Here is a 22,169-nt window from a genome sequence, read left to right on the forward strand (position 1 = left end):
AGCCGCGCCGCCATAATGTTGTACCCCTATTTGAAAAGCGCGGCCGTGGGTTCATTGGAAAATCTCTCGTTACTTTGTGCCGTAGTTTTCCTTAAACCCCCACGGAAATGTCTGAAATCGCAGAAAAAGTAAAGGCCATTATTATTGATAAACTGGGCGTTGAAGCCTCGGAGGTTACCCCCGAAGCAAGCTTCACCAACGACCTGGGTGCTGACTCGCTGGATACCGTTGAGCTCATCATGGAGTTCGAAAAGGAGTTCAACGTGAGCATCCCCGACGACCAGGCCGAGAACATCGGCACCGTGGGCCAAGCCATTAGCTACCTCGAAGAGCACGCCAAGTAGTATTTCGTCACCGTCCAGCATTGCGAGCAATTTGAGTTGTAGCCTTTACCCCGGTTCCTCGTTTCGTTCGGCGTGACCCCTGTTCTGCGCATACCGGCCGGCTAGCCGCCGGCCGGTTTTGCTGTTTTATCCCGCTTCATCATTCGCGCCAGTGGCGCTTGCTCTGTATGACGTCCATCCGACGGGTTGTCGTTACCGGCCTCGGGGCCATCACGCCCCTGGGCAACACCGCCCCCGCTTACTGGGAAGGCCTGCGCGCGGGCGCCAGCGGCGCGGCCACCATCACCCGCTTCGACCCCAGCAAGTTCAAAACCCGCTTTGCCTGCGAGGTGAAGGATTACAATCCGGACGCCTACTTCGACCGCAAAGAGGGCCGCAAAATGGACCTGTTCACGCAGTTTGGCGTGATTGCCGCCGACGAGGCCATCGCCGACTCGGGCCTGCTGGAAAGCGGCGTGAACAAGGACCGCGTGGGCGTGATTTGGGGCTCCGGCATCGGCGGCCTGAAGTCCTTGCAGGAAGAATGCTTCCAGTTTGAGCGGGGCGACGGCACACCGCGCTACTCGCCCTTCTTCATACCGCGCATGATTGCCGACTCTGCGTCGGGCAACATCAGCATCAAAAACGGCTTCCGGGGGCCGAATTTCGTGACGACGTCGGCCTGCGCCTCGTCGAACGATTCCATCATCGCGGCTTTCAACAACATCCGCCTCGGCCTGGCCGACGTGATGATTACGGGCGGCTCCGAAGCGGCCATCACCGAATCGGGCGTGGGCGGCTTCAATGCCCTCAAGGCCATGAGCGAGCGCAACGACGACCCGGCTTCGGCCTCGCGGCCTTATGACAAGGACCGCGACGGCTTCGTGCTGGGCGAAGGCGCCGGCGCGCTGGTGCTCGAAGAGTACGAGCACGCCAAGGCCCGCGGTGCCAAAATGTACGCCGAACTGATTGGCGGCGGCATGTCGTCGGACGCCTACCACATCACCGCGCCCGACCCCACGGGCAGCGGCGTGGTGCTCGTGATGCAGAACGCCCTGCGCGACGCCGGCATCACGGCCGCCGAAGTGGACTACATCAACACCCACGGCACCAGCACGCCGCTGGGCGACGGGGCCGAAATCAAAGCCATTGAGCAGGTATTTGGCGAGCACGCCGAAAAGCTGAACATCTCCTCGACCAAGAGCATGACCGGCCACCTGCTGGGCGGGGCCGGCGGCGTGGAGGCCGTGGCTTGCCTGCTGGCCATGCAGCACGGCGTGGTGCCCCCCACCATCAACCTGCACACGCCCGACCCGGAAATCAACCAAGCGCTGAACTTCACGCCGAACGTGGCGCAAGAGCGCGACGTGCGGGTGGCCATGAGCAACACCTTCGGGTTTGGCGGCCACAACACGTCGGTGATTTTCCGCAAGCTGTAGGCGCTCCGTTTTCTTACATGAACGGTACTCAGAACGTCATGCTGAGCGATGCCGACGCATCTCTGCCGCGTAACTAATCCTTTCGATTGAGTTAGTATTGCGGTGGAGATGCGTCGGCATCGCTCAGCATGACGTTCTTTTTTGGCCGGTTTTTCTGGCCAAATTTCTCTACCAGAATCTTAATTTTTCTTTCCCTTTGCTCGGCTTCGTTTCCCGCTTTTTTGCTTCCGATAAAGCCTTTCGGCAGGCCGTGGCAACCGTCACGGGGCAGACGCCCAAGAACGCCAAGCTGTACCGGCTGGCGTTCACGCACTCCTCGGCGGTGCGGCAGCAGCCCAGCATCGGCCGCCACCAGACCAACGAGCGCCTGGAGTTCCTCGGCGACGCCGTGCTGGGCACGGTGGTAGCCGAATACCTGTTTAAGAAATACCCTTACGAGCAGGAAGGCTTCCTGACGGAAGTGCGCTCCCGCATCGTGAACCGCGAAAGCCTGAACGGCATCGCCCTGAAGCTGGGCCTCGACAAGCTGGTGCAGCTGGACGCCGCGCAGGGCCGCGCCGCCCGCTCACGCTCGGTGAACGGCAACGCGCTGGAGGCGCTGGTGGGCGCCGTGTACCTGGATTTGGGCTATAAGGCCGCCCGCAAGTTTGTGCTCACGCGCCTGGTGAAGGGCTTCGTGGACGTGCACACCCTCACCACCACCACGGCCAACTTCAAGAGCAAGCTGGTGGAGTGGGCCCAGCGCCAGGGCAAAACCCTGCGCTACGACATCAGCGGCGAGGCCCGGCCCGGCGGCGCGATGGAGTTTACGGCCAGCGTGCTGCTGGACGAAGAAATCATTGCCACCGGCATGGGCCTGAGTAAAAAGCAGGCGGAGCAGTTGGCGGCCGAGCGCGCGCTGACGGAGCTGGGCGTCTAAAGAAACCGGGGGCAGAAGGGCATATTTGCGTTCGTTTTGCAACTCGCACGTAACCTGAGTTGCGCGAAGGCAGTTGCTTGCTAAACGCTTTACGTGTCTTATGAAAATTGCCGGCGCCGCCCTCAACCAGATTCCCATCGACTGGGAAAACAACCTTCGCAACATCAGAACGGCCATTGAGCTGGCCAAAGAAGGCGGCGTGCAGCTGCTGTGCCTGCCCGAGCTGTGCCTAACCGGCTACGCCTGCGAAGACTTGTTTCTGAGCGACTGGATGCCCGAGGCCGCGCTGACGCACCTGCAACAGGTGCGGGAGTGGACGCAGGGCATCTGCGTGGTGGTGGGCCTGCCGGTGCGCCTGCAGCACCGCACCTACAACACGGCCGCGGTGCTGCGCGACGGCCAGATTCTGGGCTTCGCGGCCAAGCAGTTTCTGGCCAACGACGGGGTGCACTACGAGACGCGCTTCTTCGTGCCCTGGCCGGCGGGTGAGCAGACCACCGTGACCTGCGAGGGCGAAACCTGGCCGTTGGGCGACCTCACCTTCGAGCACGAGGGCGTACGCTTCGGCTTCGAGATATGCGAAGACGCCTGGCGGCCCGACAACGTGCGGCCCGCCTGCCGCCTCATGGGCAAGGTGGATTTGATAGTGAACCCCTCGGCCAGCCACTTTGCCATGAGCAAAACCGACGTGCGCTACCAGCTGGTGATGAAGGCCTCGCGCACGTTCAACTGCACCTACCTCTACGCCAATTTGCTGGGCAACGAGGCCGGCCGCATCATTTTCGACGGCGAAATCCTGGTGGCGCGCAACGGCCATTTGCTGAAGCGCAACCAGCTGCTGAGCTTCAAGGAAGTGGATTTGGAGTGGGTGGACGTGGATTTTGCGGCCGAGCAGGCACCGGCCGAAGAAATCGTGCCGCTGCCCACGCCCGACGAGTACAAGGAGCTCAACCAGGCCATGAGCCTGGCCCTGTTCGACTACCTGCGCAAGGCCCGCAGCCGCGGCTTCGTGCTGAGCCTGAGCGGCGGGGCCGACTCCTGCTTCTGCGCCGTGGGCGTGGCCGAAATGGTGCGCCTGGGCGTGGAGGAGCTGGGCCTTGACGAGTTCAAGCGCCGCAGCGGCTGCTTCCCAAAAGGTGATGAGGTGGTGAAGCAGGAGGGCGCCGGCGGCAAAGCCACGCAGGTGGTGGAACAGCCTGCGCCGGAAAGGGCCTTGGGCACCAACCAGCAACTGGTGCAGCAGCTGCTGACTTGTGCTTACCAGGGCACCGTCAATTCTTCCGACGATACGTTCAACTCAGCCAAGGAGCTGGCCGATAGCCTGGGCGCCCGTTTTCATAACTGGACCATCGACGAGGAGGTGACCGGCTATGTGGGCAAAATCCAGCAGGCGCTGGGCCGGGAGCTGACCTGGAAAACCGACGACCTGGCCCTGCAAAACATTCAGGCGCGGGTGCGGGCCCCGGCCATTTGGTTGCTGGCCAACGTGCAGAACTGCCTGCTCATCACCACATCCAACCGCTCCGAAGCCAGCGTGGGCTATTGCACCATGGACGGCGACACGGCTGGCAGCATCTCGCCCATTGCGGGCGTCGACAAGGATTTCGTGAAAAAATGGCTGCGCTGGGCCGAAACCGAGCTAGGCTACACAGCCCTGCGCCACGTGAATGCCCTGCAGCCCACCGCCGAGCTGCGCCCCTTGGAGGACAAGCAAACCGACGAGCGCGACCTCATGCCCTACACGCTGCTCAATCGCATCGAGCGGCTGGCCTTCTACGACCGCCTCAGCCCCCGGCAGGTGCTGGCCATGCTGGAAGGGGAGGGCACGGGCTTCGACGAGGAGCAGCTGAAAACCTACGTGCGCCGCTTCTACAACCTCTGGAGCCGCAACCAGTGGAAGCGTGAGCGCTACGCCCCCAGCTTCCACTTAGACGACTACAACGTGGACCCGCGCTCCTGGCTGCGCTTCCCCATCCTCAGCGGTGGGTTTGCCGAGGAGCTGGCGGGCTTGTAGCACCGGGCGGGCTGACGCAAGGTGCCCGCGGCACTGGCGGCGGAAAGAAAAATGCCGGCACGCGCGCAAGTTTGCCCGGCAGATGGGGCCTAAGGCAATGTAAGTCCTGCTCGACCACTGCCGGGCACATCTTCACCGGCGTTTTAGTTTTCCTCTGTGGCGTACTCGCTTCCCTTGCTGCTGACCGACGACCCACCGGCCGCCCCGTGCCCGCTCAGCCTTGCGGCCGAGGCGGAGGCCGCGCTGGTGCTGCAGCTGCAGCAAGGCAGTGAAACTGCTTTTCGGACCCTGGTGGAGCGCTACCAAGACCGCATTTACCGCACGGTGCTGGCCCTGTTGCGCTCGCCGGAAGAAGCCGAAGACGTGGCCCAGGAAGTATTCGTGGAAGTGTACCAGACCGTGGCGCGCTTTCGGGGCGAGGCGTCGCTCAGCACCTGGCTCTACCGGCTGGCCACGTCGCGGGCCCTAAAGAGCTTGCGGAAAGCGCGGGCCCAGAAGCGCTTCGCCTACTTCACCAGCCTGCTGGGCTTCGACAATGCCGTGCTGCACGAAAAGCCCGACCATGCCCACCCGCTGGCGCTGCTCGAAGACCAGCAGCAGCTGCGACTCCTACTCGAACACGTGGCCCGCCTGCCGCCGCAGCAGCAAGTGGCCTTCACCCTGCGCCACGAGCAGGAGCTGAGCTACGAGGAAATTGCGGCAGTGCTCAGCACGAGCGTGCCGGCTGTGGAGTCGTTGCTGTTCCGAGCCCGCCAAACCCTGCGCAAACACCTATCACCGCCTTTTCGCCATGTCTAAATCAGCCCTTCGGCCGCTTTCCGACGAGGAGTGGCAAGATTTGATGCGCCAGCTGCGCGACCAGCCCCGGCCCCGGCCCCGCCCGTTCTTCTATGGCCGGGTGATGGCCCGGCTGGCCGGCCCGCCCGCCCGCGCGGTTCCGTTCGGCTGGTTGCGCCGGCCAGCCTACGCCGTGCTACTCGGCGCCCTGGTGCTGGCCCTCAGCGGCGACGACAAGGCCCTGAGCTCAACCGGCCCGGTGCCTGGCGCCGCCAGCCACCCCGCACCCTGATGGCTGCGCGGGCGGGGGCGCCCTCCACCCGGCCGCCAAGCCACACCCCGCATCGGCGCAGCCGCATGCCGGGGCCTGACTACCTTTGAAACCACTATTCATTTTCGTTGCGCATGTCGCCTTTCCTCGCCGCTGTTTTCTGGAACGTCAACCCCATCATCGCCCACCTGGGGCCGGTCACGCTGCGCTGGTACGGGCTGTTTTTCATGCTGCCCTTCGTGGTGGGCACGTTTGTGCTCACGCACATTTACCGCTCCGAGCGGGTGTCGCCGCAGTGGGTCGACGTGATTACCATTTACATGCTCATCGGCACCATTGTGGGCGCACGGCTGGGGCACATGCTGTTCTATGATTTTGAGGCGCTGAAGGCCGACCCCATGGTGGTGTTCAAAATCTGGCAGGGCGGGCTGGCCAGCCACGGCGCCACCCTTGGCATCTTGCTGGCCTGCTGGCTGTTTGCCCGCAACAACAAGTTCGACTACCTGTGGGTGCTCGACCGCATTGTGATTGTGGTAGCGCTGGGCGGTGCCTGCATCCGCACCGGCAATTTGATGAACTCCGAAATTGTGGGCAAGCCCACCACGGCGCCCTGGGGCTTCGTGTTTCCGCGCGATGCCGAACACCTGCTCCCCGTGACGCGGCCGCTGCCCGCCGGCGCCGTGCAGGTAGCCGCCGAGCCGGTGCGCTTCCAGGACGGCACCACCAGCTACCGCCTGCTGCCCGAGGGCACGGCCGTGGCGCCCGACTCGCCCATGGCCGTGCCGCGCCACCCCACCCAGATTTACGAGGCCCTGTTCTGCATTTTCCTGCTGGCCTTGCTCTACTCCATGTGGAACCGCACCAAGGAACGCACGCCGCGCGGGCAGCTGTTTGGGCTGTTTGTGGTGCTGCTGTTCACGCAACGGTTTTTGGGCGAATTCCTGAAGGAAAACCAGGTCGATTTTGAAAACGGCCGCCTGCTCAACCAGGGCCAGCTGCTGAGCATTCCGCTCATCCTCATTGGCATCTGGGTGCTGTGGCGCGCCGGCAAAGACCCCAAGAACCCGTACGGCTACGCCCCGCGCGATTTGGAGGCGAAGGAGGCCGCCGCGCTGCCGCCCACTGCCCGCTAGGCCGGGCAAGCAGCGCAGAAACGCTTTTCGTTCGTCAGGGCACCAGGCCAGTTAAACGCTTGACCTGTCGGGTTAAACGAAAAGCAGGAGGCACGGCCGCGGTGCGGGCATAGCTTGCCTGCAATCCGGGTTCACCGCCGTTCGCCCCGCAGCGGGGCCGCGTGGGCCAGGACCTTTCCTTGCCTGCATGAATCCTGCTGCTCCCCTGACCTGCCTGGTTGTCGACGACAACGAGATGAACCGTTTCAACCTGGAACACCTCATCGAGCTGTCGCCCCACTTACGCCTCACCGCTTCGTTTGCCAACGCCGTCGACTGCCTCGCGTTTTTCACCGGGGGCGGCCGGGCCGATGTGCTGTTTCTCGACATTGAGATGCCCGAGCTCTCGGGCCTTGAACTGGTGCGCATCCTCCCCGTGCCGCCGCCCGACATCATCCTCGTGACCTCGCACCGCGACTATGCCGTCGACGCCTTCGACTTGAGCGTGTCCGACTACCTGGTGAAGCCCGTGGAGCTGCCGCGCTTTCTGCAGGCGGTGCAGCGCGTGGTGCAGCGCCGCGAGGCCCCACCCGCCGCGGCCGACCACCGCTTGCCCGTCGAAACGGTCCCGGGCGCGCCGGTCCAGCACCTGTTCGTGAAGGTGAACAAGAAGCTGATGCGCATCAATCTGAGCGACATCCTCTACGTGGAGGCCCTGTCGGACTACTGCGTGCTGGTACTCGACAAGCAGAAGCTCATCGTCTACAGCACCCTGCGCCGCCTCGAGGAGCGCCTGCCCGTGCAGCAGTTTGCCCGGGTGCACCGGTCCTACATCGTTAACATGCGCCGCATTGAGGCGGTGGAAGACCACATGGTGCAGTTCGCCCGCCACGAGGTGCCAGTGGGCAAGTCCTACCAGGAGGGTTTTCAGCGCCAGCTTCGCGACTTCTAGGCTTCGCTAAGCGGCCTGCTCGGGCAGCTCGGTGGGCACGGCGGCCAGGGCCCGCTCCACCAGCGCCACCAGCTGCGTGGTCAGGGCGGGCCGCTCTGTGGCCGACTGCATGGGCCGCGGCGCTTTTTCGAGCACCGCCACCAGGTCGGTGATGCCGGTCACGCCTATCATTTCCAGGCTGGGCTTGATGTGGTGGGTGATTTCGGCCACCCGCTCCCAGTGGCCCTCGGCGGCAGCGGTCTGCAACTGGGCCAGGCTGGCCGGGGTGTTGGCCAGAAACGAGCGAATGATTTTGGTCACAAACGCGTCGCGGCCGTGGGCCATGGTGCGCAGCTTGGTCAGGTTGTAGGGGGCGGTGCTGCGGGTGGTGCCGCGCAGGGCTTCGAGCTTGGTATAGAGGTCGGCCTCTTCGAAGGGCTTGGCCAGGCAGTCGTTCATGCCGGCGGCGCGGTAGCGTTCGTTGTCTTCGCGGAAAGCGTTGGCCGTGAGGGCCAGAATGGGCACCTGCGCCCGCACGGGGTCGGGCAGCAGGCGCACGGCCTGGGTCACTTCCACGCCGCTGAGGCCGGGCATCTGAATGTCCATCAGCACCACGTCGTAGTCGTGCTGCGTGAGCAGGCGCAAGCCCTCCTCGCCATCCACGGCTTCTTCCAGCACCACGCCCCATTCTTCGAGCATGAAGCGGGCCACCTCGCGGTTGATTTCGTTGTCTTCCACCAGCAGCGCCCGCAGGCCCACCAGCGCGCCCGTGTTGCGGAAGGCGCGCGCCGGGCCGTCTTCGGCGGCCGGGGCGGGGGCGGTGGGCAGCGTGAGCACGAAGGCAAAGGTGCTGCCCTGGTTCACTTCGCTCTGCACCGTGAGCTGGCCGCCCAGCTGTTCCACCAGCGCCCGGCTGATGCTCAGGCCCAGGCCCGTGCCGCCAAAGTGACGCGTGGTGTCTGCATAAGCCTGGGTGAAGCCGTCGAACATCTGGGCCTGGCGGTCGGCCGGAATGCCGATGCCCGTGTCGATGACGCGGAACTCCACGGTGAGGTGCGTCGCGGTTTCGGCCAACTGCTGCCCGACCACCGTCACGTTGCCCTGCTTGGTGAACTTGATGGCGTTGCTGACCAGATTGAGCAGGATTTGGTTGATGCGGTAGGGGTCGCCCACCACCCAGGCCGGCGGAAACTCGCCCGGCCCAAACGCGCTGCGAAAGGCCAGCCCTTTTTCCTGGGCCTGCAGCCGGCAAGAGTGCAGGGCCTGGGCCACGGACTCGCCCAGGTTGAAGGCCACCTGCTCAAAATCGAGCTTGCCGGCCGATATCTTGGCCATGTCCAGCACGTCGTTGATGACGCCGAGCAGATGCTGACCCGAGGTGTTGATGACGCGCAGCAATTCCTGCTGGTGCGGGTCGAGGCGGGTTTTGCCCAGCTGCCGGGCCATGCCCAGCACGCCGTTCAGGGGCGTGCGAATTTCGTGGCTCATGTTGGCCAGGAAGTTTTCCTTGGCCCGCGAGGCCGATTCGGCCGCCTCTTTGGCGCGCTTCATTTCCTGCTCGGCCCGAATGCGCTCGGTGATGTCGTGCGAGTGGGCGATGACGTAGGGCGCCTGGCCCGGCTCGCTCACCAAGAAATTGCGGTAGAGCAGGTAGCGCAGCTCGCCATGGCCGCCGCGTGGGCGCACCCGCTGCACCCCCGAGGCCTGGTGCTCGTGGGCAATGCGGTGCAGGTAGTCGGCGTAGGGGGCGTGGTCTTCGGGGGGCATCACGTCGGCCACGTTGCTGCCGATGAGCTCGTCGACGGAACAGTTCAGCAGTTCGCCGAGCGCCGGGTTGGCCGTGAGCACCGTGCCGTCGAGGGTGTGGGTGCAAATCAGCGCCTGGGCGTAGGTCATCAGGTCGCGATACTGCTTTTCGCTGCGCTCCAACGTGCGCTGGGTTTGCTTCAGGGCCGTGATGTCGGTGCTCACGCCCAGCACGTGCACCGTGCCATCGGGCCGCACCAAGGGCCGCTTGATGGTTTGAAACACGCGCACCGTGCCGTCGGCCTGGGTCAGTGATTCTTCCACCATCAGCTCACGGCCGCTTTCCAGCACGGCGCGGTCGTTGGCGGCCAGCCGGGCCATCTCGCGGGCTTCGAGGCCGTTGGGGTCGAGGGCTTCGCCCGAGAGGTGGCGCGACCCCGCGCGCACGTCCTGCATGGCCGCGTTTTCAAACAGAATGCGCTGCTGGGCGTCGCGCACGTAAATCACGCTGGGGCTGGCATCCAGAATGCCCTGAATGAATTCCTGCTGCTCGCGCAGCTGCCGGCGGGTGGTTTCCTGCTCGGTCACGTCGAGGCCGTAGCCGATGACCAGGCGCACGGCGTCGCCGGCTTCGGGTACGGGCTGCAGGCGACGCAGCACGTGGCTGCCGCCCAGGGTTTCGACCCACTCGTGGCGCTGGCGGGCGTCGAGCACGGCCTGCAGCCGGGCCTGGCGCTGCTCGGCCACGGTGGTGGGCTGGCCGCGGCGGGCAATGTATTCGGCGTTGGTGCGGCCCAGCATCCAGGCGCGGGTTTCGGCGTCGGGCACGGCGGCCGGGTTCACGTAGCGGTAGCGGTAGCCGGAGTCGACCACAAAAATCTCGGCCGGCAGCTCGTTGAGGATGCTTTCGTAAAACTCCTGCTGCTCGCGCAGCTGGGCTTTGGCGTGCACGCGGGCCGTGGTTTCGGTGAAGTAGAGGTTCACGTAGCCCTCGGCGGCGAAGGGCACCACGTTCACCGTGAAAAACTGCTGGCCCACGGCCAGGTCGGCGTGCTGCACGGTGGGAACGGCTGCGGCCAGCGCCTGCGCCGCCAACGCGCGCAGCCGGCGCTGCAGCTGGGCGCGCTCGGGGCGTGCCAGGCTGCGGGCCAGGCTCAGGGCACGGGCGTTGGCATAGATGCCGCGGCCGGAGGCAGCCAGGCGCAGCATGGGGTTGGGGTTTTGGTGCGGAATGCGGGCCAGCGACTCCATGTCGACGGCCAGTTGGTGCTGCTGGGTCACGTCGCGCAGGCACAGCAGTGCCTGGCCGGGGTGGCCCACGCCCGCTGGCGCCGGCACCGTTTCGTAGGCCAGGATGCGGCCGGTGCGCAGGGGGAGCACCTCGCCGCTTGGGTCGTTGCCTGCCACCGGTAGGAGAGGCCCGCGGGCAGCCGCTTCGGCCGGCGATAGCACTTGGATAAGCACGCGGGCCCGTAGGTCGGCGGCGGGCCGGCCCAGCCAGTCGGCCGGGGCATCGGGCAGGCCGCAGAGGGCAAAAAAGCGGCGGTTGAGGGCTTCAATTCGACCATCGGCCCCAACCAGGGCCACGCCCTCCGGCAGCAATTCAAGCAACACGGCCAGTTGATGGGCCGAGGCGTCGGGAGAAGAGAGGGGGAGGGGCGTCAAGAAAAAAGCGAATTAGGTAACCGGGCCAGCTAAACGCCAATATTGGAACAGGCAGTTCGGAAAAAAGCATCATTCAGGGCCAAGGGAAGCTTTCGCTGGCCGAAGCCCGGACTTTGCTGGGCGGAACCCGGGCCCCGGAAACGCCGCAACGCTCGCGCCCGGCGGCATCTTCACAATCTTCGGCTGTGCCGCCGGCCACGGCTTAGGGCAGCGTGTATTCAAACAGCCCGCCCTGCTCGGTGCTGATGAGCAAGGTGTTACTGTCTTTAAACACAGCGCCTTCGGTTTGGCCGGCGCCGGTGAGGGCCACTTGGCGGGGCGTGGCCTTGAGGATGTCGGCCCAGGAGCTGCCGTCGAGGATGAAGAGCTCGCCGCGGCCCAGCAGCACCAAGCGGCGGCCGTCGGGGCGCAGGGCGGCGTCGGTTACTTCGCCGGGAATGGCCAGCGACGCCACTTTTTTCGCCGTGTACTCGCCGGGCTGGTCGGGCACCGAGTACACGGTGCTGGTGCTGGACCGGCCCCGGTCTTTGGTGAAAAGCCACACCTGGCCGTTGTGCCAGAGGCTGGCTTCGCAGTCGAAGTTGCGTTGCTTTTTCTTGGGCGGAAACTCGTCCTGGTCGGGGTAGCTGAAGGCGATGGTGCCCACCTTGGCGGGCGCGTCGGGCCGAAACTTGAGGATGCGCAGGTCGCGGCGCGAGCTTTCGTTGTTGCCGCAGTCGCCGATGTAGTAGTTGCCCTGGCCGTCGCGGCTGAGGCTTTCCCAGTCGATGTTGTCGGCGGGCACGTCGAGGGTGCGCACTCCTTGGCCGGTGCCGGATATTTCGTAGAGAATGGGGCGGTTGCCGTCGTCGCCGAAGCTGAAGTAGTTGCCAGCGGTGGGGGCCGGGGCCAGGCCCGAGCTTTCGGGCACCACGCCTTTCAGCGAGCCCACTTTGCGCAGGCCGGGGACTTCGGCGGCGGCGTTTTTGTCTTTGCGGCGGTCGCCGCCTTTGGGCGTGCCGTTTTCGGTTTTGGTTTTACCGGACTTTTCGGATTGGGCCTGCGAGCAAGAGGTGGTGAGCAAAACAGCCAGCGCGGCCGGCAGGAGGGGAATGAAACGCATCGAACAACAGTCAAACGGTGAACTCCTCCTATACGCAGGGCCCCGGCTAGGGTACGGGGTCGTAGCCGTGGCCGCCCCAAGGGTGGCAGCTGGCAATGCGCCGCAGCGCCAGGCGCCCGCCCCGCCACGGCCCGTACTTGCCAATGGCCTCGGCCGCATACGCCGAGCAGGTGGGCGTGTAGCGGCAGCTGGCCGGCGTGAGCGGCGAAATGAAGTGGCGGTAAAACCACACCACGCCCAGGAAAAGCGCACGGAAAAGGCGGGACATGTAGCAGTGAGTTGTGAGTAAAGAGAAGTGAGCAATGAGCAACGAAAAGAGAGCGGAGTCTTGCTACTCACTTCTCACTACTGACTGCTCTCGGCTACTTGGGTAACGCATTTAGTTCTGCTTTCCACCGCTTCCAATCGGGCAGCAGGCGGGTTTGCAGGTCGTAGAAGGCCGGGGAATGGTCGCCCACCAGCAGGTGGCAGCACTCGTGCAGCAGCACGTAGTCGAGGCATTCGGGGCGGGCGCGCACCAGCTCGGGGCTGAGGCGAATGCGGGCCGTGCGCGGCGTGCAGCTGCCCCAGCGCGTGCGCATTTGGCGCACCCACAGCGTGGGGCGGGTGAGGTTGAACTCGGCGAAGCGGGGCCATACCCGGGCCAGCGACTCGGCAAAGAGCGGCCCGGCCTGGCGGGCGTACCAGGCGTGCAGCAGGGCTTCGGCCTGGGCTGGGGTGAGCGGGGCGGGCGCGCTGAGTATCAATTCGTCGGCTTCGACGGCCACGCGGGGGCGGGCGGCCTCGGCAAAGCGCAGAGTGTAGGGCTGGCCCTGGTAGTGATGCTGGCTGCCCGCTTCGTACCGGCGGCCGGGCGCGGGCGCCGGGCGGGCGGCAAAGGTCTCCTGGTGTTTGAGAATCCAGTCGGCTTTGCGGAGCACCTGCTGGGCCACCCACTCGGGCGAGGTGCCGGCGGGGGCGCTGATGTGCACGCTGCCATCGGGCCGCACGGCGAAGCCGATGGTGCGCCGGGAGCGAAAAACCAGGGTGTAGTGCAGGGAGTGATTGCGGTAAAGCAGCGTTTCGCGGCGGGGCGCGGCGGAGAAGGAGCGGGGCATACGGTGGCAAGTTCGGCAGGGGCGCCGGGTTGCATAACCGATTTGGCCGCGAAAATAATTTCGAAACCAAGCCCGCCCAATCGGCCGCGCCGTGCTACCTTCCCGTCATGCAACACTGTTTACCCCGGTATCTTTCAATTATTGGATTCTTTGGGCTCTGCTTTGCCGGGCACGCGGCCGCGGCGCAGGGCAACGGGCCGGGCGTGCGCGGCGCCCGCGCCGCCGGCCTCAGCAACGCCTCGGTGGCCCTGAGCGGCGAGGTGTGGAGCATGGGCAACAACGTGGCCGGCCTCGGCGAGATGCAGCGGCCCACGGTGGGCTTCTACGCCGAAAACCGCTATTTCAGCGCGGCCCTCAACGTGGGTGCGCTGGCCGTGGCGCTGCCGCTGGGCCACGAATCCGGCGCCACGGCGCCCACCGACGGCTCGGCCGCGCCCCAGGCCGTGGTGCCCGCGGCGCGCACCTGGGCCCGGCACGGCGTGGTGGGCTTCGAGGCCCAGCGCTTTGGCGGCACGCTGTATAATGAAACCCGCGTGGGGGCCGGCTACGGCTACCGTTTCGGCCAAATCAGCCTGGGCGCACGGGTCGACATGCTGCAAGTGAGCATCGAAGGCCTGGGCAGCCGACGCGTGGTGCTGGGCACCCTGGGCGGGCAGATTGAGGTCCTGCCCAACCGCCTCACCTTCGGCGCCTCGCTCTACAACCTCAGCCAAACCAAGCTGGCCAGCTACCAGGATGAGCGGGTGCCCACCGTGCTCAAGGCCGGTCTGGCTTACCGCCCCAGTTCCCAGGTAGTGCTGCTGGTGGAAACCGAAAAAGACGTGGAGCGCGCCGCCAATTTCAAGGCGGGCCTGGAGTACCGGCCCGTGCCGGTGCTGGCCGCCCGGCTGGGCCTGGCCACGCTCACCGAGCAGGCCAGCGCCGGCATTGGCGTGGCGGCCGGGGCGTTTCAGATTGACTACGCGGCGGCGTTCCAGCAAGCCCTGGGCTTCAGCCAGCACCTGAGCGTGAGCAAGTCGTGGGGGCGGTGATTTTTAATTAGTAATGAGGAATTAGTAATTAAAAATTGAGGATGAGAAAAACGACTACTCTATTGCGTTGCCTTCGTTTTGCGCAACTGTTACGTCTTGGCATTGAACGGTGTACGAATGCCACTACTGCCCTAAAGCGTGGGGCAGCAGTGGCGCTGTTTTTAATTATTAATGCTCAACTACTAATTACTAATCCGCTGCAAGCGCAGGACTACGTGCGCCGGCCGCCGGATTTGGACCGCCTGACGCAGGAGCTGTTTGCCGAAATTCAGTCGGACGAGGTGCCGTACGAAGACCTGTACGAAACGCTGCTGCAGTACTACCAAACGCCCATCAACCTCAACACGGCCACTCGCGAAGAGCTGCGGGGCCTGCTGCTGCTCAACGAAAACCAAATAACCACGCTGCTGCGCCACCGCGAAGTGAACGGCGACCTGCTGAGCGTGTATGAGCTACAAAGCATTGAGGGCTACGACCTGCGCACCATCGGCCGCATTTTGCCCTTCGTGAGCGTGCTCAGCAGCAACGCCAACGCCAGCCGCGGCACGCTGTGGCAGCGCATTATCAGGGAAGACAACAACGCCCTGTATCTGCGCTACGAGCGGGTGCTGCCCGAGCGGCAGGGCTACACGCCGCCCACCCTATACCAGGGCAAGGAGACGACGCGCTACCTTGGCTCGCCCGATAAAATGCTCATTCGCTACCGCGTGAGCCACACCAAAGACTTCAGCCTGGGCTTTTCGATGGAAAAGGACGCCGGCGAGCGGCTGGTGTGGAGCCCATACAACGGGCAGTATGGAGCCGATTACGTGTCGGCGCATTTCGTGATTCAGGAGCAGGGCCGGCTGAAAACCCTGGCGCTGGGCGACTACCAGCTGCAGTTTGGGCAGGGCCTGCTGCTGTCGTCGGGCCTGGGCGTGGGCAAGGGCGCCGAGACGATTACCACGCTGCGGCGCTCGTCGGTGGGCGTGCGGGCGTATTCGTCGCTGCTCGAAAACACGTTTTTTCGGGGCGGGGCGGCCACGGTGCAGGTGGCGCCCACGGTGCAGGCCACGGCCTTTGTGTCGCGCAAAAACGTGGACGCCAACCTGCAGCAGAGCGTCGACTCGCTGGCGCAGTTCGACGAGTTTACGTCGGGGCTGCTCTACACGGGCTTCCACCGCACGGCGTCGGAGCTGGCCAACCGCCACCAGCTGGAGGAAAGCATTGGGGGCGGCAACGTGGGCTACACCAGCCGCAACGGCAACCTGGCCATCGGGGCCACGGGCGTGTTCACGCACTACGGCACGGCCATCCTCAAGCGGCCGGAAGTGTACAACCGCTTCGAGTTCAGCGGCAAAGAAAACCTGGCCCTGAGCATCAACTACAGCTACGTGTACCGCAATTTCCTGCTGTTTGGCGAAACGGCGCGCAGCACCGGCGGCGGCCTGGGCACCGTGAACGGCCTGCTGGCCAGCCTGGGCCCCACCGTGGACGCGGCCCTGCTGGTGCGGCACTACGACCCGAACTTCCATACCCTCTACGGCAACGCTTTCAGCGAAAACACCCGCAACATCAACGAAACCGGCGTGTACATTGGCCTGAAAGTGCGGCCCATTGCGCAGTGGGAAATCTCGGCCTACTACGACCAGTACCGCTTTCCGTGGCTGCGCTACCGGGCCAGCGCCCCCACCGACGGCCACGACGCCCTCATTCGCGTGGCCTATTCGCCCACCAAAACCAGCCTGCTCTACGTGCAGGCCCGCCAGCGCCTCAAGCCCCGCGACCTGGCCACCGCCGACCTCACCGCGCTGGCCGCCAACCGCGTGTTGCCCCTGCCCGGCGAGCAGCTCCGCCAAAGCCTGCTGGTGTACTACAACACCGACATCAGCACCGCGCTCAGCCTGCGCACCCGCCTGCAAACCTCCCGCCTGCGCGACGACACCAACCTGGCCTGGCGCAGCGGCTACGCCCTGGCCCAGGACGTGAGCTACCAGCTCAACCGCAGCCTCAAGCTCACGGCCCGCTACTCGCTTTTCGACGCCGACGACTACGACACCCGCCAGTACGTGTATGAGCAGGACGTGCTGCTGGCCGTGTCCATTCCGCCCCTCTACGGCCAGGGCACCCGCATCTACGGCATCGCCGAAATCCGCCTCAACCGCTCCCTCACGCTCTGGCTGCGCTACGCCGAAACCCGCTACCGCCACCAAGACACCATCGGCAGCGGGCTGGAAACCATTCAGGGCCAGCTCAGGAATGAGGTGAAGGCGCAGCTGCGGGTGAAGTTTTAAGCAACAGCTGAGGGCGCCGGCGCGTTGGGAACACCTCAGTTAAGGTGGTAGAGCAACTCGCCGGTATCTTCCAACAGCAGGGTGTGGTTGCGCGTAGGAATGAAGACAAACCCGCGGGGCCGCCGCCGAAAGTACGTGTAGGTGGCAAAGTCAATCGTCTTAACAATGCCGATGCCCACCACCAGAAAGTAGAGCGCGTTGCCGATTTTGCTGAGGTTGGTTATCTTCAGGCAAGAGGAAGGCACGGGAGGCGCGGTGTATATTTTTTGCCAACTGGCGCCACCGTTCGTCGATTTATATAGGTCGCCTGTGCATTGGTCTACGCTTGCGTACAGGTCGCCATTGGCATCGGCCAGCAGGTTATAGACGCTGTACAGCGGGTTGTTGCTGGTGCGGTTCCAGTTGAGCCCGCCATTGGTTGACTTGTAGAGGTAGCTGCCGGTATTCACCACCAGCAAGTCGCCGTTGGCCAGTTCGGTTACGTCGCGAAACCGGTCGGAAGTAGAAAGGCCGCCGTTGGCTATTCGCCAGGTTATCCCTTTGTCGGTGGATACCGACAGCCCGCCGAAGTACGTGCTTACAAAGAGTTTACCGCTAGCGGTGTACGAAATGTCCTGGAACATGCGCGGGTCGCTGATGCCGGCGGTGCGGTTTTGCCAGGTCTGCCCATTATCGGCAGAGTAGTAGAGGCCGCCTTGGGCGTTGGTCGCGCCGGTGGCCACGAATATTTCGCCCTGCGGAGTGGCCTTAATGACGGAAATAGTACCCGGTCCTGGAAAGGTAGCTTGCCGTTGCCAAGTCCGGCCCTCATCATCGGAGTAATAGAGGTACTCGTTGTAGCTCAGCCCCGCCAGTACCCGGCCGTTGGGAAGCTGGCACAACGCATTAATGCCCTGCGGCAAGCACGCTGCCGGATGCCAGCCCGAGAGGGGTTGTACGGCCGTGACTGTCGCCGCTATCGTAGCCTGGGCAACCCCCACCGAGTCGATGGCGCGCGCCGTTAGGGTCTGCGGGCCGGCGTCGCCGCTCAGCCGCCAACGGTAGTAGGCCAAGCCCTTGGCATTGGTATTTACCTGCGACAATACGCTTGGCTCGATATTGCACGTCGGCTTGTCGAATCGTACCTCGTACCCCGCCGCGGGTTGGCTGCCCCGTAGCACTTTTACAACAACGGTATCGCGCAAGATGTGTCCCACGGTGTCGCGCTGGTTGTTGCCACGCACCACGCTTATCGTGATGGTTTTATTGGCCGGTTGAGTGGGCGGCGGCTCGGGTTTGTCTTTGCCGCAGCCAGCGGCGGCCAGGAGCCCAATGGCTACCGCCCACTTACAGGAGGACGCAACAATGCGGGAATAAAACATCGAATTGGAAGAAGTACAGTGGCGAGGCCAGCAAACGGCTAGAAAATAGAAGTTGTAAACCGGCCTAGCTCTCCGTTTTCAGCAGCACTACCTGTACTTTGTCGGCGGCGCTGATTTTGCGGCGGAAATCGATGTAGCCGCTGTAGGCCGAGGCCGGCAGCTGGCCGCGCTTCAGCTCCAAGCGGCGGATGTACTGCACGCTACCGTCGGGCAGGTTCTGGTACTGGCTCGAATACACGCCGTAGGGCGTGCTGAGCTGCACCGGGGCGGGCAGGGTTTCGGGCCGGAAGCCGGCGGGCAGGTGCAGGCGCACCGTGTCGGCGTGCAGGCAGGCGTCGGTGAGCCACACGGGCGTGTGGCGCTCGCCTACCTGGGCGGGCAGGGCGGGCAGGCGGCTCAGCAGGTTGGGATTGATGAACACGCGCTTGCCGCTGGGCGCGGCAAAGCCCGGCAACGACAAGCCCAGCGTCTCGACAATGCCGGGCGCGGCCTTGGCGGGAGCGGCGGCCAGGTTGAATTTGGTGAGGGTGAAGGTGGGCAGCTTGAGGCGGTCGGTGACGTATTTCTTCTGCTCCACCGGGCCCATCTGGTGCATGAGCTGGGCGTAGCCGTCCTGCTCCTGGCCGGTGCGCAGGGTGCGGGCCGTGGCCGTAACGCCGCCCGTGGCGTCCAGGGTCAGGTCGACGCGGCGCGTGAGGCGGTTTTCGGCGGCGCCGTAGCGCGGGGTGGCCACCAGCTTGCCGCCGTCGGGCGTCACGAGCAGCGCGTGGCGGTTGCCCGTGAAGCTGCCCATGTAGCCAAACGCCTCGGTCTGGCTGGTGCATTCCAGCCACAGCGTGTCGGGCCGGCCGGCCTGGGCCAGCGGCACGCACACAATGGCGTGGTTGAACTGCGAGCTGGGAAAGTCGGCGCGCAGGTCGGGCTGGTCGGCGCCGGCGCCCACCAGGGCCACGTAGGCCGGCACGCCGGCGGCGGCCAGCAGGGCCGTGGTGTAGTTGCTCAGGGCTTTGCAGTCGCCGTAGCCGTTGGTGGCCACCGAACTGGCCGGAAACGTCTGCCAGCCGCCCAGGCCCAGCTGCACCGAAATGTAGCGGGTGCTGCCCTGCAGCATTTCGTAGATGCGCTGGGCTTTGGTGCGGGCGTCGGGGGCGTCTTTTACCAAGGCCTGCACTTTGGCCACGGTGGCGGGCGGCAGCTGGTCGCGGCCGGCGTTGAGGGCGTAGCTCCACTGGCCCAGGCCCTGCCAGGTGGCGGCGCTGCCCTTGTGGCCCTGCACCTCGAAGGTGCCGGGGGCCAGCACCACGGCGGGCGTGGTGTAGGAGAGGGGCGGGGCGTCTTCTTCCTCTTCCACGGCGGGCAGGTTGGCCAGCTGCCACAAGTAGGTTTCCTGGCCGCTAGTGCTGGTGTGCACCACCTTGCTGCCCGCCGGCAGCTGCCGCTCCTGGTAGCGTAGCGGCAGCGCCGCGGGCGTCAGCACGCGCAGCGTGGCCGACTGCACGGCGCCGCCCTCCACTTCCTGCGGCTGCCAGTCGGGGTAGAACAGGGTGTTGTCGGACACGATTTCGTACTCAAACTCCACCGTGTAGGGCGTTTGGGGCTGGCGCAGGTCGGCGTAGCGCACGCGCACGTCGGTCATGAAGCTGCCGCCGGCGTCGCCCATGCCCTGGTCGTGAATCTCGGCGGGCCGTAGTTGGTGCAGCAGGCGGCCGTCGGCGTCGTACACGGCGCCGCGCAGGTAGCTCAGGGTTCGCAGTGCGTCGTAGCTCACCATTTGACGGCCCTGGTCGTCGCCGGCCGCGTCGAGCACCGTCACCACGCGGTGTACGGTGTGCACCAGGCGGCCGGCGCTTTTCACCGTTATCACTTCGTCGTCGGCGCGCAGCACGGCGTGGGCGCCTTCGCGCAGCGCGGCAGGAATGTCGGCCACCGCGTACTTGGGGGCCGGAGCGGCCGGGTGCAGCAAGAAGCTGGTCAGGGGCAAGGCCGCCAGCAGGGAAATGAATGCTTTCACGGGGAGAAAATCCAGGGCATTAAAATAAACTGGCAGCGGCGGGCTATGCCTTCTTCTTGATAACCAGCTTTTCGGCCTGCTTTTCCAGCATGATGCGGTAGAACTCGCGCAGCTGCACGTACTCTGCGGCGGCGTACACGGGCTTGCGCAGCGTGAGGCGGCTGGTGAGCTGCACCACGCCCGGGCTCACGGCGGCCACGCTGTAGAGGAAGCGGCCGCCCTGCTCGGGCAGCTCCACCACGGCCGGCTTGGGCATTTCGGCCAGCTCGTAGCCGGCGGGCAGCGTCAGGGTGATGGTCTGGGTGTCGTCTTTGGGCGCGCCGAAGTCGACGGGGAACAGTCGGTCGTCGTGGCGGAAGGGGTTCTGGTCGCTGATGAAGTCGCGCAGCGGGCTCAGGTAGAGCGTGCCGGCGGGGGTGTTGTCGTCGGCCGGCTGGCTGAACTCGTAGTCGAGGGCCAGGGGCTTCTCCACGTTGTCGCGCTCGGCCACGGCAAATTTGGGCACCGTCCAGCCGGCGTGCGGGCGCGCCATTTCGCTCAGGTACTTTTTCTCGCCGAGGTTGGCCAGTTCGGCGCGGGCCTGGGCGCCGGCGTAGCCCGCGTGCTCCTCGTGCACCTTGCCGCTGAGGCCGCCCTTGTCGTCGAGGGTGAGGGCCACCTGCTGGTAGTGCACGTAGCGCTGGCTGGGCACGAGGCTCACCCAGCGCCCGTTTTCCGACTTGGGCATGATGAGGCGGCCGCTCTGGTTGAGGCAGCGCTCGGGCAGCACGCCGCAGGGCAGCAGCGGCTCGGTAGCGTCCACCAGCAGGTCTTTGCCGTCGGCCAGCGGCACCAGGGCCACCACGTAGTTGAAGCGGTCCAGCATGGGCTGCGACTCGTTCACGCGGCCGTGGTCGCGGGTGCTCAACAGCAGCGGGTGGGCCTCCACGCCGGCGTCGCGCAGGGCGGCAATGAGCAGCAGGTTCACGTCGGCCGAGCTGCCGCGGTGCGCGTCGTAGGCTTTGCGCAGCGAGCCCGTGGTGGAGTAGCGGTTGGTGCCGTCGTAGCGCACGGCGGCCATCACCAACTGGCGCACGGCGGCGGCGCGGGCCGGTAGCTCGGGGTACTTGGCGGCCAGCGGCTTCACCTGCTCGCGCAGGAAGTTGCCGCGGTTCATCTGCAGGCCGAAGTTCTCGTCGTTCAGCAGCTCCATGTCAATCTTGGGCCAGGTGCCGGCCACGTTCTGGTAGGCAGAGTTGGGAAACTGCAAGCCGGCCAGCTGAAAGGTGATGCGGTCCACGTAGTCGTCCGAGGTGGTCATGAAAGGCTCGTCGCGGAAGGCCGGCACGTTTTTCATGGCCCAGCGGTAGTTGGTCACGCGGCTCGTCACCACGTCGGTGCTGGGACCTTGGCGGCTGGTGCTCAAGCCACCCCCCACATCGGAGCCGCCCGAGCGAATGGAGTACTGGCCCGTCGATTCAGACTGGGTTTGCTCGTCGAGGGCGTGGTAGCCCTGCACCAGCATCTTGTAGTGGAAGTATTCCGGAATCGAGGCCCGGAACTCGCTCACGCGCACCGGAATTTCGTGTTGGAACGTCCAGTCCTGAAAATTGAAAAAGAAGTCCGACGTCACCGTGTAGTTGTACTCAATCACGGAGCCTTCGCGCACGTCGGGCAGGGTAAATTTCCGGATGCGCACGTTGGGCGTGCGTTCCTCGGTGAAGGAGGTGCCCACGTCAAGCTTAGTGGGTACCATCTTGCCGTTCACCAGGTTGTAGGTGGTGCCGCGCAGGCCGGTTATCTTTTCCTGGCGCGTGTCGTGGTGGTAGAGGGGGATTTCCACCGTGGCGGCATCAAAGCCGGCTTTCTTCAGAATCTTGATGCGCGTCACGCGCTCCGACTGCAGCTGAAAGTCGTTGTTGACGTATTCGAAACGGGTGGTGCCGAAGTCGCACAGCACCACGGCGGCGGCCGCGCTGTCCTTCACAAAGGCCGCCGCCGTGAAGTCGGCCGGGTCGGGCTTGCCGTATTTGATGGGGGCGTTCTGGGCCTGCGCCCCGAACGCGCTTAGCAGCACGGCCCCGAGGGCCGCCGCAGACAGTAAGGTTTGTTTCATGC

At 65.0% G+C, this 22,169-nt stretch carries 17 protein-coding genes; 10 read left to right on the plus strand and 7 right to left on the minus strand.

The genetic code is table 11. The features are described from left to right. The first annotated feature begins 107 nt into the window (after positions 1–107). From IC234_RS06200 to IC234_RS06235, 8 genes are all read left to right on the plus strand, one after another. Entirely contained in the window at positions 108–344 is a 237-nt protein-coding gene (locus IC234_RS06200) for an acyl carrier protein (protein ID WP_019948606.1), read from the plus strand. 167 nt (positions 345–511) lie between these two features. Next, the gene (fabF, locus tag IC234_RS06205) at positions 512–1,762 is read left to right on the plus strand and encodes a beta-ketoacyl-ACP synthase II (RefSeq protein WP_190922985.1); all 1,251 of its coding nucleotides are present in this window, start codon (positions 512–514) and stop codon (positions 1,760–1,762) included. A gap of 196 nt (positions 1,763–1,958) precedes the next feature. Beyond that, positions 1,959–2,681, plus strand: a complete 723-nt coding sequence (rnc, locus tag IC234_RS06210; protein ID WP_190922986.1) for a ribonuclease III — start codon at positions 1,959–1,961, stop codon at positions 2,679–2,681. Between the two features lie 100 nt (positions 2,682–2,781). Further along, positions 2,782–4,695, plus strand: a complete 1,914-nt coding sequence (gene nadE / locus IC234_RS06215; RefSeq protein ID WP_190922987.1) for an NAD(+) synthase — start codon at positions 2,782–2,784, stop codon at positions 4,693–4,695. A gap of 156 nt (positions 4,696–4,851) precedes the next feature. Continuing rightward, on the plus strand, positions 4,852–5,493 hold the full coding sequence (locus IC234_RS06220; protein ID WP_190922988.1) for an RNA polymerase sigma factor: 642 nt from the start codon (positions 4,852–4,854) through the stop codon (positions 5,491–5,493). Then, positions 5,486–5,764, plus strand: coding sequence for a hypothetical protein (locus IC234_RS06225; RefSeq protein WP_190922989.1), 279 nt, complete (start codon positions 5,486–5,488; stop codon positions 5,762–5,764). The genes IC234_RS06220 and IC234_RS06225 overlap by 8 nt, the downstream gene beginning before the upstream one ends. Positions 5,765–5,877: 113 nt before the next feature. Further along, positions 5,878–6,876 carry a prolipoprotein diacylglyceryl transferase gene (gene lgt / locus IC234_RS06230; RefSeq protein WP_190922990.1) on the plus strand — a complete coding sequence of 333 codons (999 nt, stop codon included), beginning with the start codon at positions 5,878–5,880 and terminating at the stop codon, positions 6,874–6,876. Positions 6,877–7,063: 187 nt separating this feature from the next. Further along, positions 7,064–7,807 carry a LytR/AlgR family response regulator transcription factor gene (locus tag IC234_RS06235; protein WP_190922991.1) on the plus strand — a complete coding sequence of 248 codons (744 nt, stop codon included), beginning with the start codon at positions 7,064–7,066 and terminating at the stop codon, positions 7,805–7,807. A gap of 6 nt (positions 7,808–7,813) precedes the next feature. Here the strand turns inward: IC234_RS06235 and IC234_RS06240 are convergent, their stop codons facing one another. The 4 genes from IC234_RS06240 to IC234_RS06255 form a co-directional block, all read right to left on the minus strand. After that, the gene (locus IC234_RS06240; protein ID WP_190922992.1) at positions 7,814–11,197 is read right to left on the minus strand and encodes a PAS domain-containing protein; all 3,384 of its coding nucleotides are present in this window, start codon (positions 11,195–11,197) and stop codon (positions 7,814–7,816) included. A 202-nt stretch (positions 11,198–11,399) separates the two neighbouring features. Continuing rightward, positions 11,400–12,299: a hypothetical protein gene (locus IC234_RS06245; protein ID WP_190922993.1), complete on the minus strand. Its 900-nt coding sequence runs from the start codon at positions 12,297–12,299 to the stop codon at positions 11,400–11,402. A 46-nt stretch (positions 12,300–12,345) separates the two neighbouring features. Next, positions 12,346–12,567, minus strand: a complete 222-nt coding sequence (gene yidD / locus IC234_RS06250) for a membrane protein insertion efficiency factor YidD (RefSeq protein WP_190922994.1) — start codon at positions 12,565–12,567, stop codon at positions 12,346–12,348. 94 nt (positions 12,568–12,661) lie between these two features. After that, the gene (locus tag IC234_RS06255; RefSeq protein WP_190922995.1) at positions 12,662–13,396 is read right to left on the minus strand and encodes a M48 family metallopeptidase; all 735 of its coding nucleotides are present in this window, start codon (positions 13,394–13,396) and stop codon (positions 12,662–12,664) included. A gap of 107 nt (positions 13,397–13,503) precedes the next feature. Here IC234_RS06255 and IC234_RS06260 point away from each other — a divergent pair, with 107 nt between their 5' ends. Continuing rightward, positions 13,504–14,427, plus strand: a complete 924-nt coding sequence (locus IC234_RS06260) for a hypothetical protein (RefSeq protein WP_190922996.1) — start codon at positions 13,504–13,506, stop codon at positions 14,425–14,427. Between the two features lie 233 nt (positions 14,428–14,660). Next, positions 14,661–16,700, plus strand: a complete 2,040-nt coding sequence (locus IC234_RS06265; RefSeq protein ID WP_223827516.1) for a helix-hairpin-helix domain-containing protein — start codon at positions 14,661–14,663, stop codon at positions 16,698–16,700. A 35-nt stretch (positions 16,701–16,735) separates the two neighbouring features. Here the strand turns inward: IC234_RS06265 and IC234_RS06270 are convergent, their stop codons facing one another. The 3 genes from IC234_RS06270 to IC234_RS06280 all read right to left on the minus strand — a co-directional run bounded on the left by IC234_RS06270 (position 16,736) and on the right by IC234_RS06280 (position 22,167). Then, positions 16,736–18,061 carry a sialidase family protein gene (locus IC234_RS06270; protein ID WP_190922998.1) on the minus strand — a complete coding sequence of 442 codons (1,326 nt, stop codon included), beginning with the start codon at positions 18,059–18,061 and terminating at the stop codon, positions 16,736–16,738. A 64-nt stretch (positions 18,062–18,125) separates the two neighbouring features. After that, positions 18,126–20,072, minus strand: coding sequence for a DUF3857 domain-containing transglutaminase family protein (locus tag IC234_RS06275; protein WP_190922999.1), 1,947 nt, complete (start codon positions 20,070–20,072; stop codon positions 18,126–18,128). A 43-nt stretch (positions 20,073–20,115) separates the two neighbouring features. Further along, positions 20,116–22,167: a DUF3857 domain-containing protein gene (locus tag IC234_RS06280; protein ID WP_190923000.1), complete on the minus strand. Its 2,052-nt coding sequence runs from the start codon at positions 22,165–22,167 to the stop codon at positions 20,116–20,118. Positions 22,168–22,169 lie beyond the last annotated feature (2 nt).

It is taken from the genome of Hymenobacter armeniacus, from assembly GCF_014699055.1.
Classification (GTDB): domain Bacteria; phylum Bacteroidota; class Bacteroidia; order Cytophagales; family Hymenobacteraceae; genus Hymenobacter; species Hymenobacter armeniacus.

Excerpts from the sequence above, each read along its gene's own strand:
- fabF (WP_190922985.1), top strand. The coding sequence starts at position 512 with ATGACGTCCATCCGACGGGTTGTCGTTACCGGCCTCGGGGCCATCACG.
- yidD (WP_190922994.1), bottom strand. The coding sequence starts at position 12,567 with ATGTCCCGCCTTTTCCGTGCGCTTTTCCTGGGCGTGGTGTGGTTTTAC.
- IC234_RS06245 (WP_190922993.1), bottom strand. The coding sequence starts at position 12,299 with ATGCGTTTCATTCCCCTCCTGCCGGCCGCGCTGGCTGTTTTGCTCACC.
- nadE (WP_190922987.1), top strand. The coding sequence starts at position 2,782 with ATGAAAATTGCCGGCGCCGCCCTCAACCAGATTCCCATCGACTGGGAA.
- IC234_RS06225 (WP_190922989.1), top strand. The coding sequence starts at position 5,486 with ATGTCTAAATCAGCCCTTCGGCCGCTTTCCGACGAGGAGTGGCAAGAT.
- IC234_RS06200 (WP_019948606.1), top strand. The coding sequence starts at position 108 with ATGTCTGAAATCGCAGAAAAAGTAAAGGCCATTATTATTGATAAACTG.
- IC234_RS06235 (WP_190922991.1), top strand. The coding sequence starts at position 7,064 with ATGAATCCTGCTGCTCCCCTGACCTGCCTGGTTGTCGACGACAACGAG.
- lgt (WP_190922990.1), top strand. The coding sequence starts at position 5,878 with ATGTCGCCTTTCCTCGCCGCTGTTTTCTGGAACGTCAACCCCATCATC.
- IC234_RS06255 (WP_190922995.1), bottom strand. The coding sequence starts at position 13,396 with ATGCCCCGCTCCTTCTCCGCCGCGCCCCGCCGCGAAACGCTGCTTTAC.
- IC234_RS06270 (WP_190922998.1), bottom strand. The coding sequence starts at position 18,061 with ATGTTTTATTCCCGCATTGTTGCGTCCTCCTGTAAGTGGGCGGTAGCC.
- IC234_RS06280 (WP_190923000.1), bottom strand. The coding sequence starts at position 22,167 with ATGAAACAAACCTTACTGTCTGCGGCGGCCCTCGGGGCCGTGCTGCTA.
- IC234_RS06260 (WP_190922996.1), top strand. The coding sequence starts at position 13,504 with ATGCAACACTGTTTACCCCGGTATCTTTCAATTATTGGATTCTTTGGG.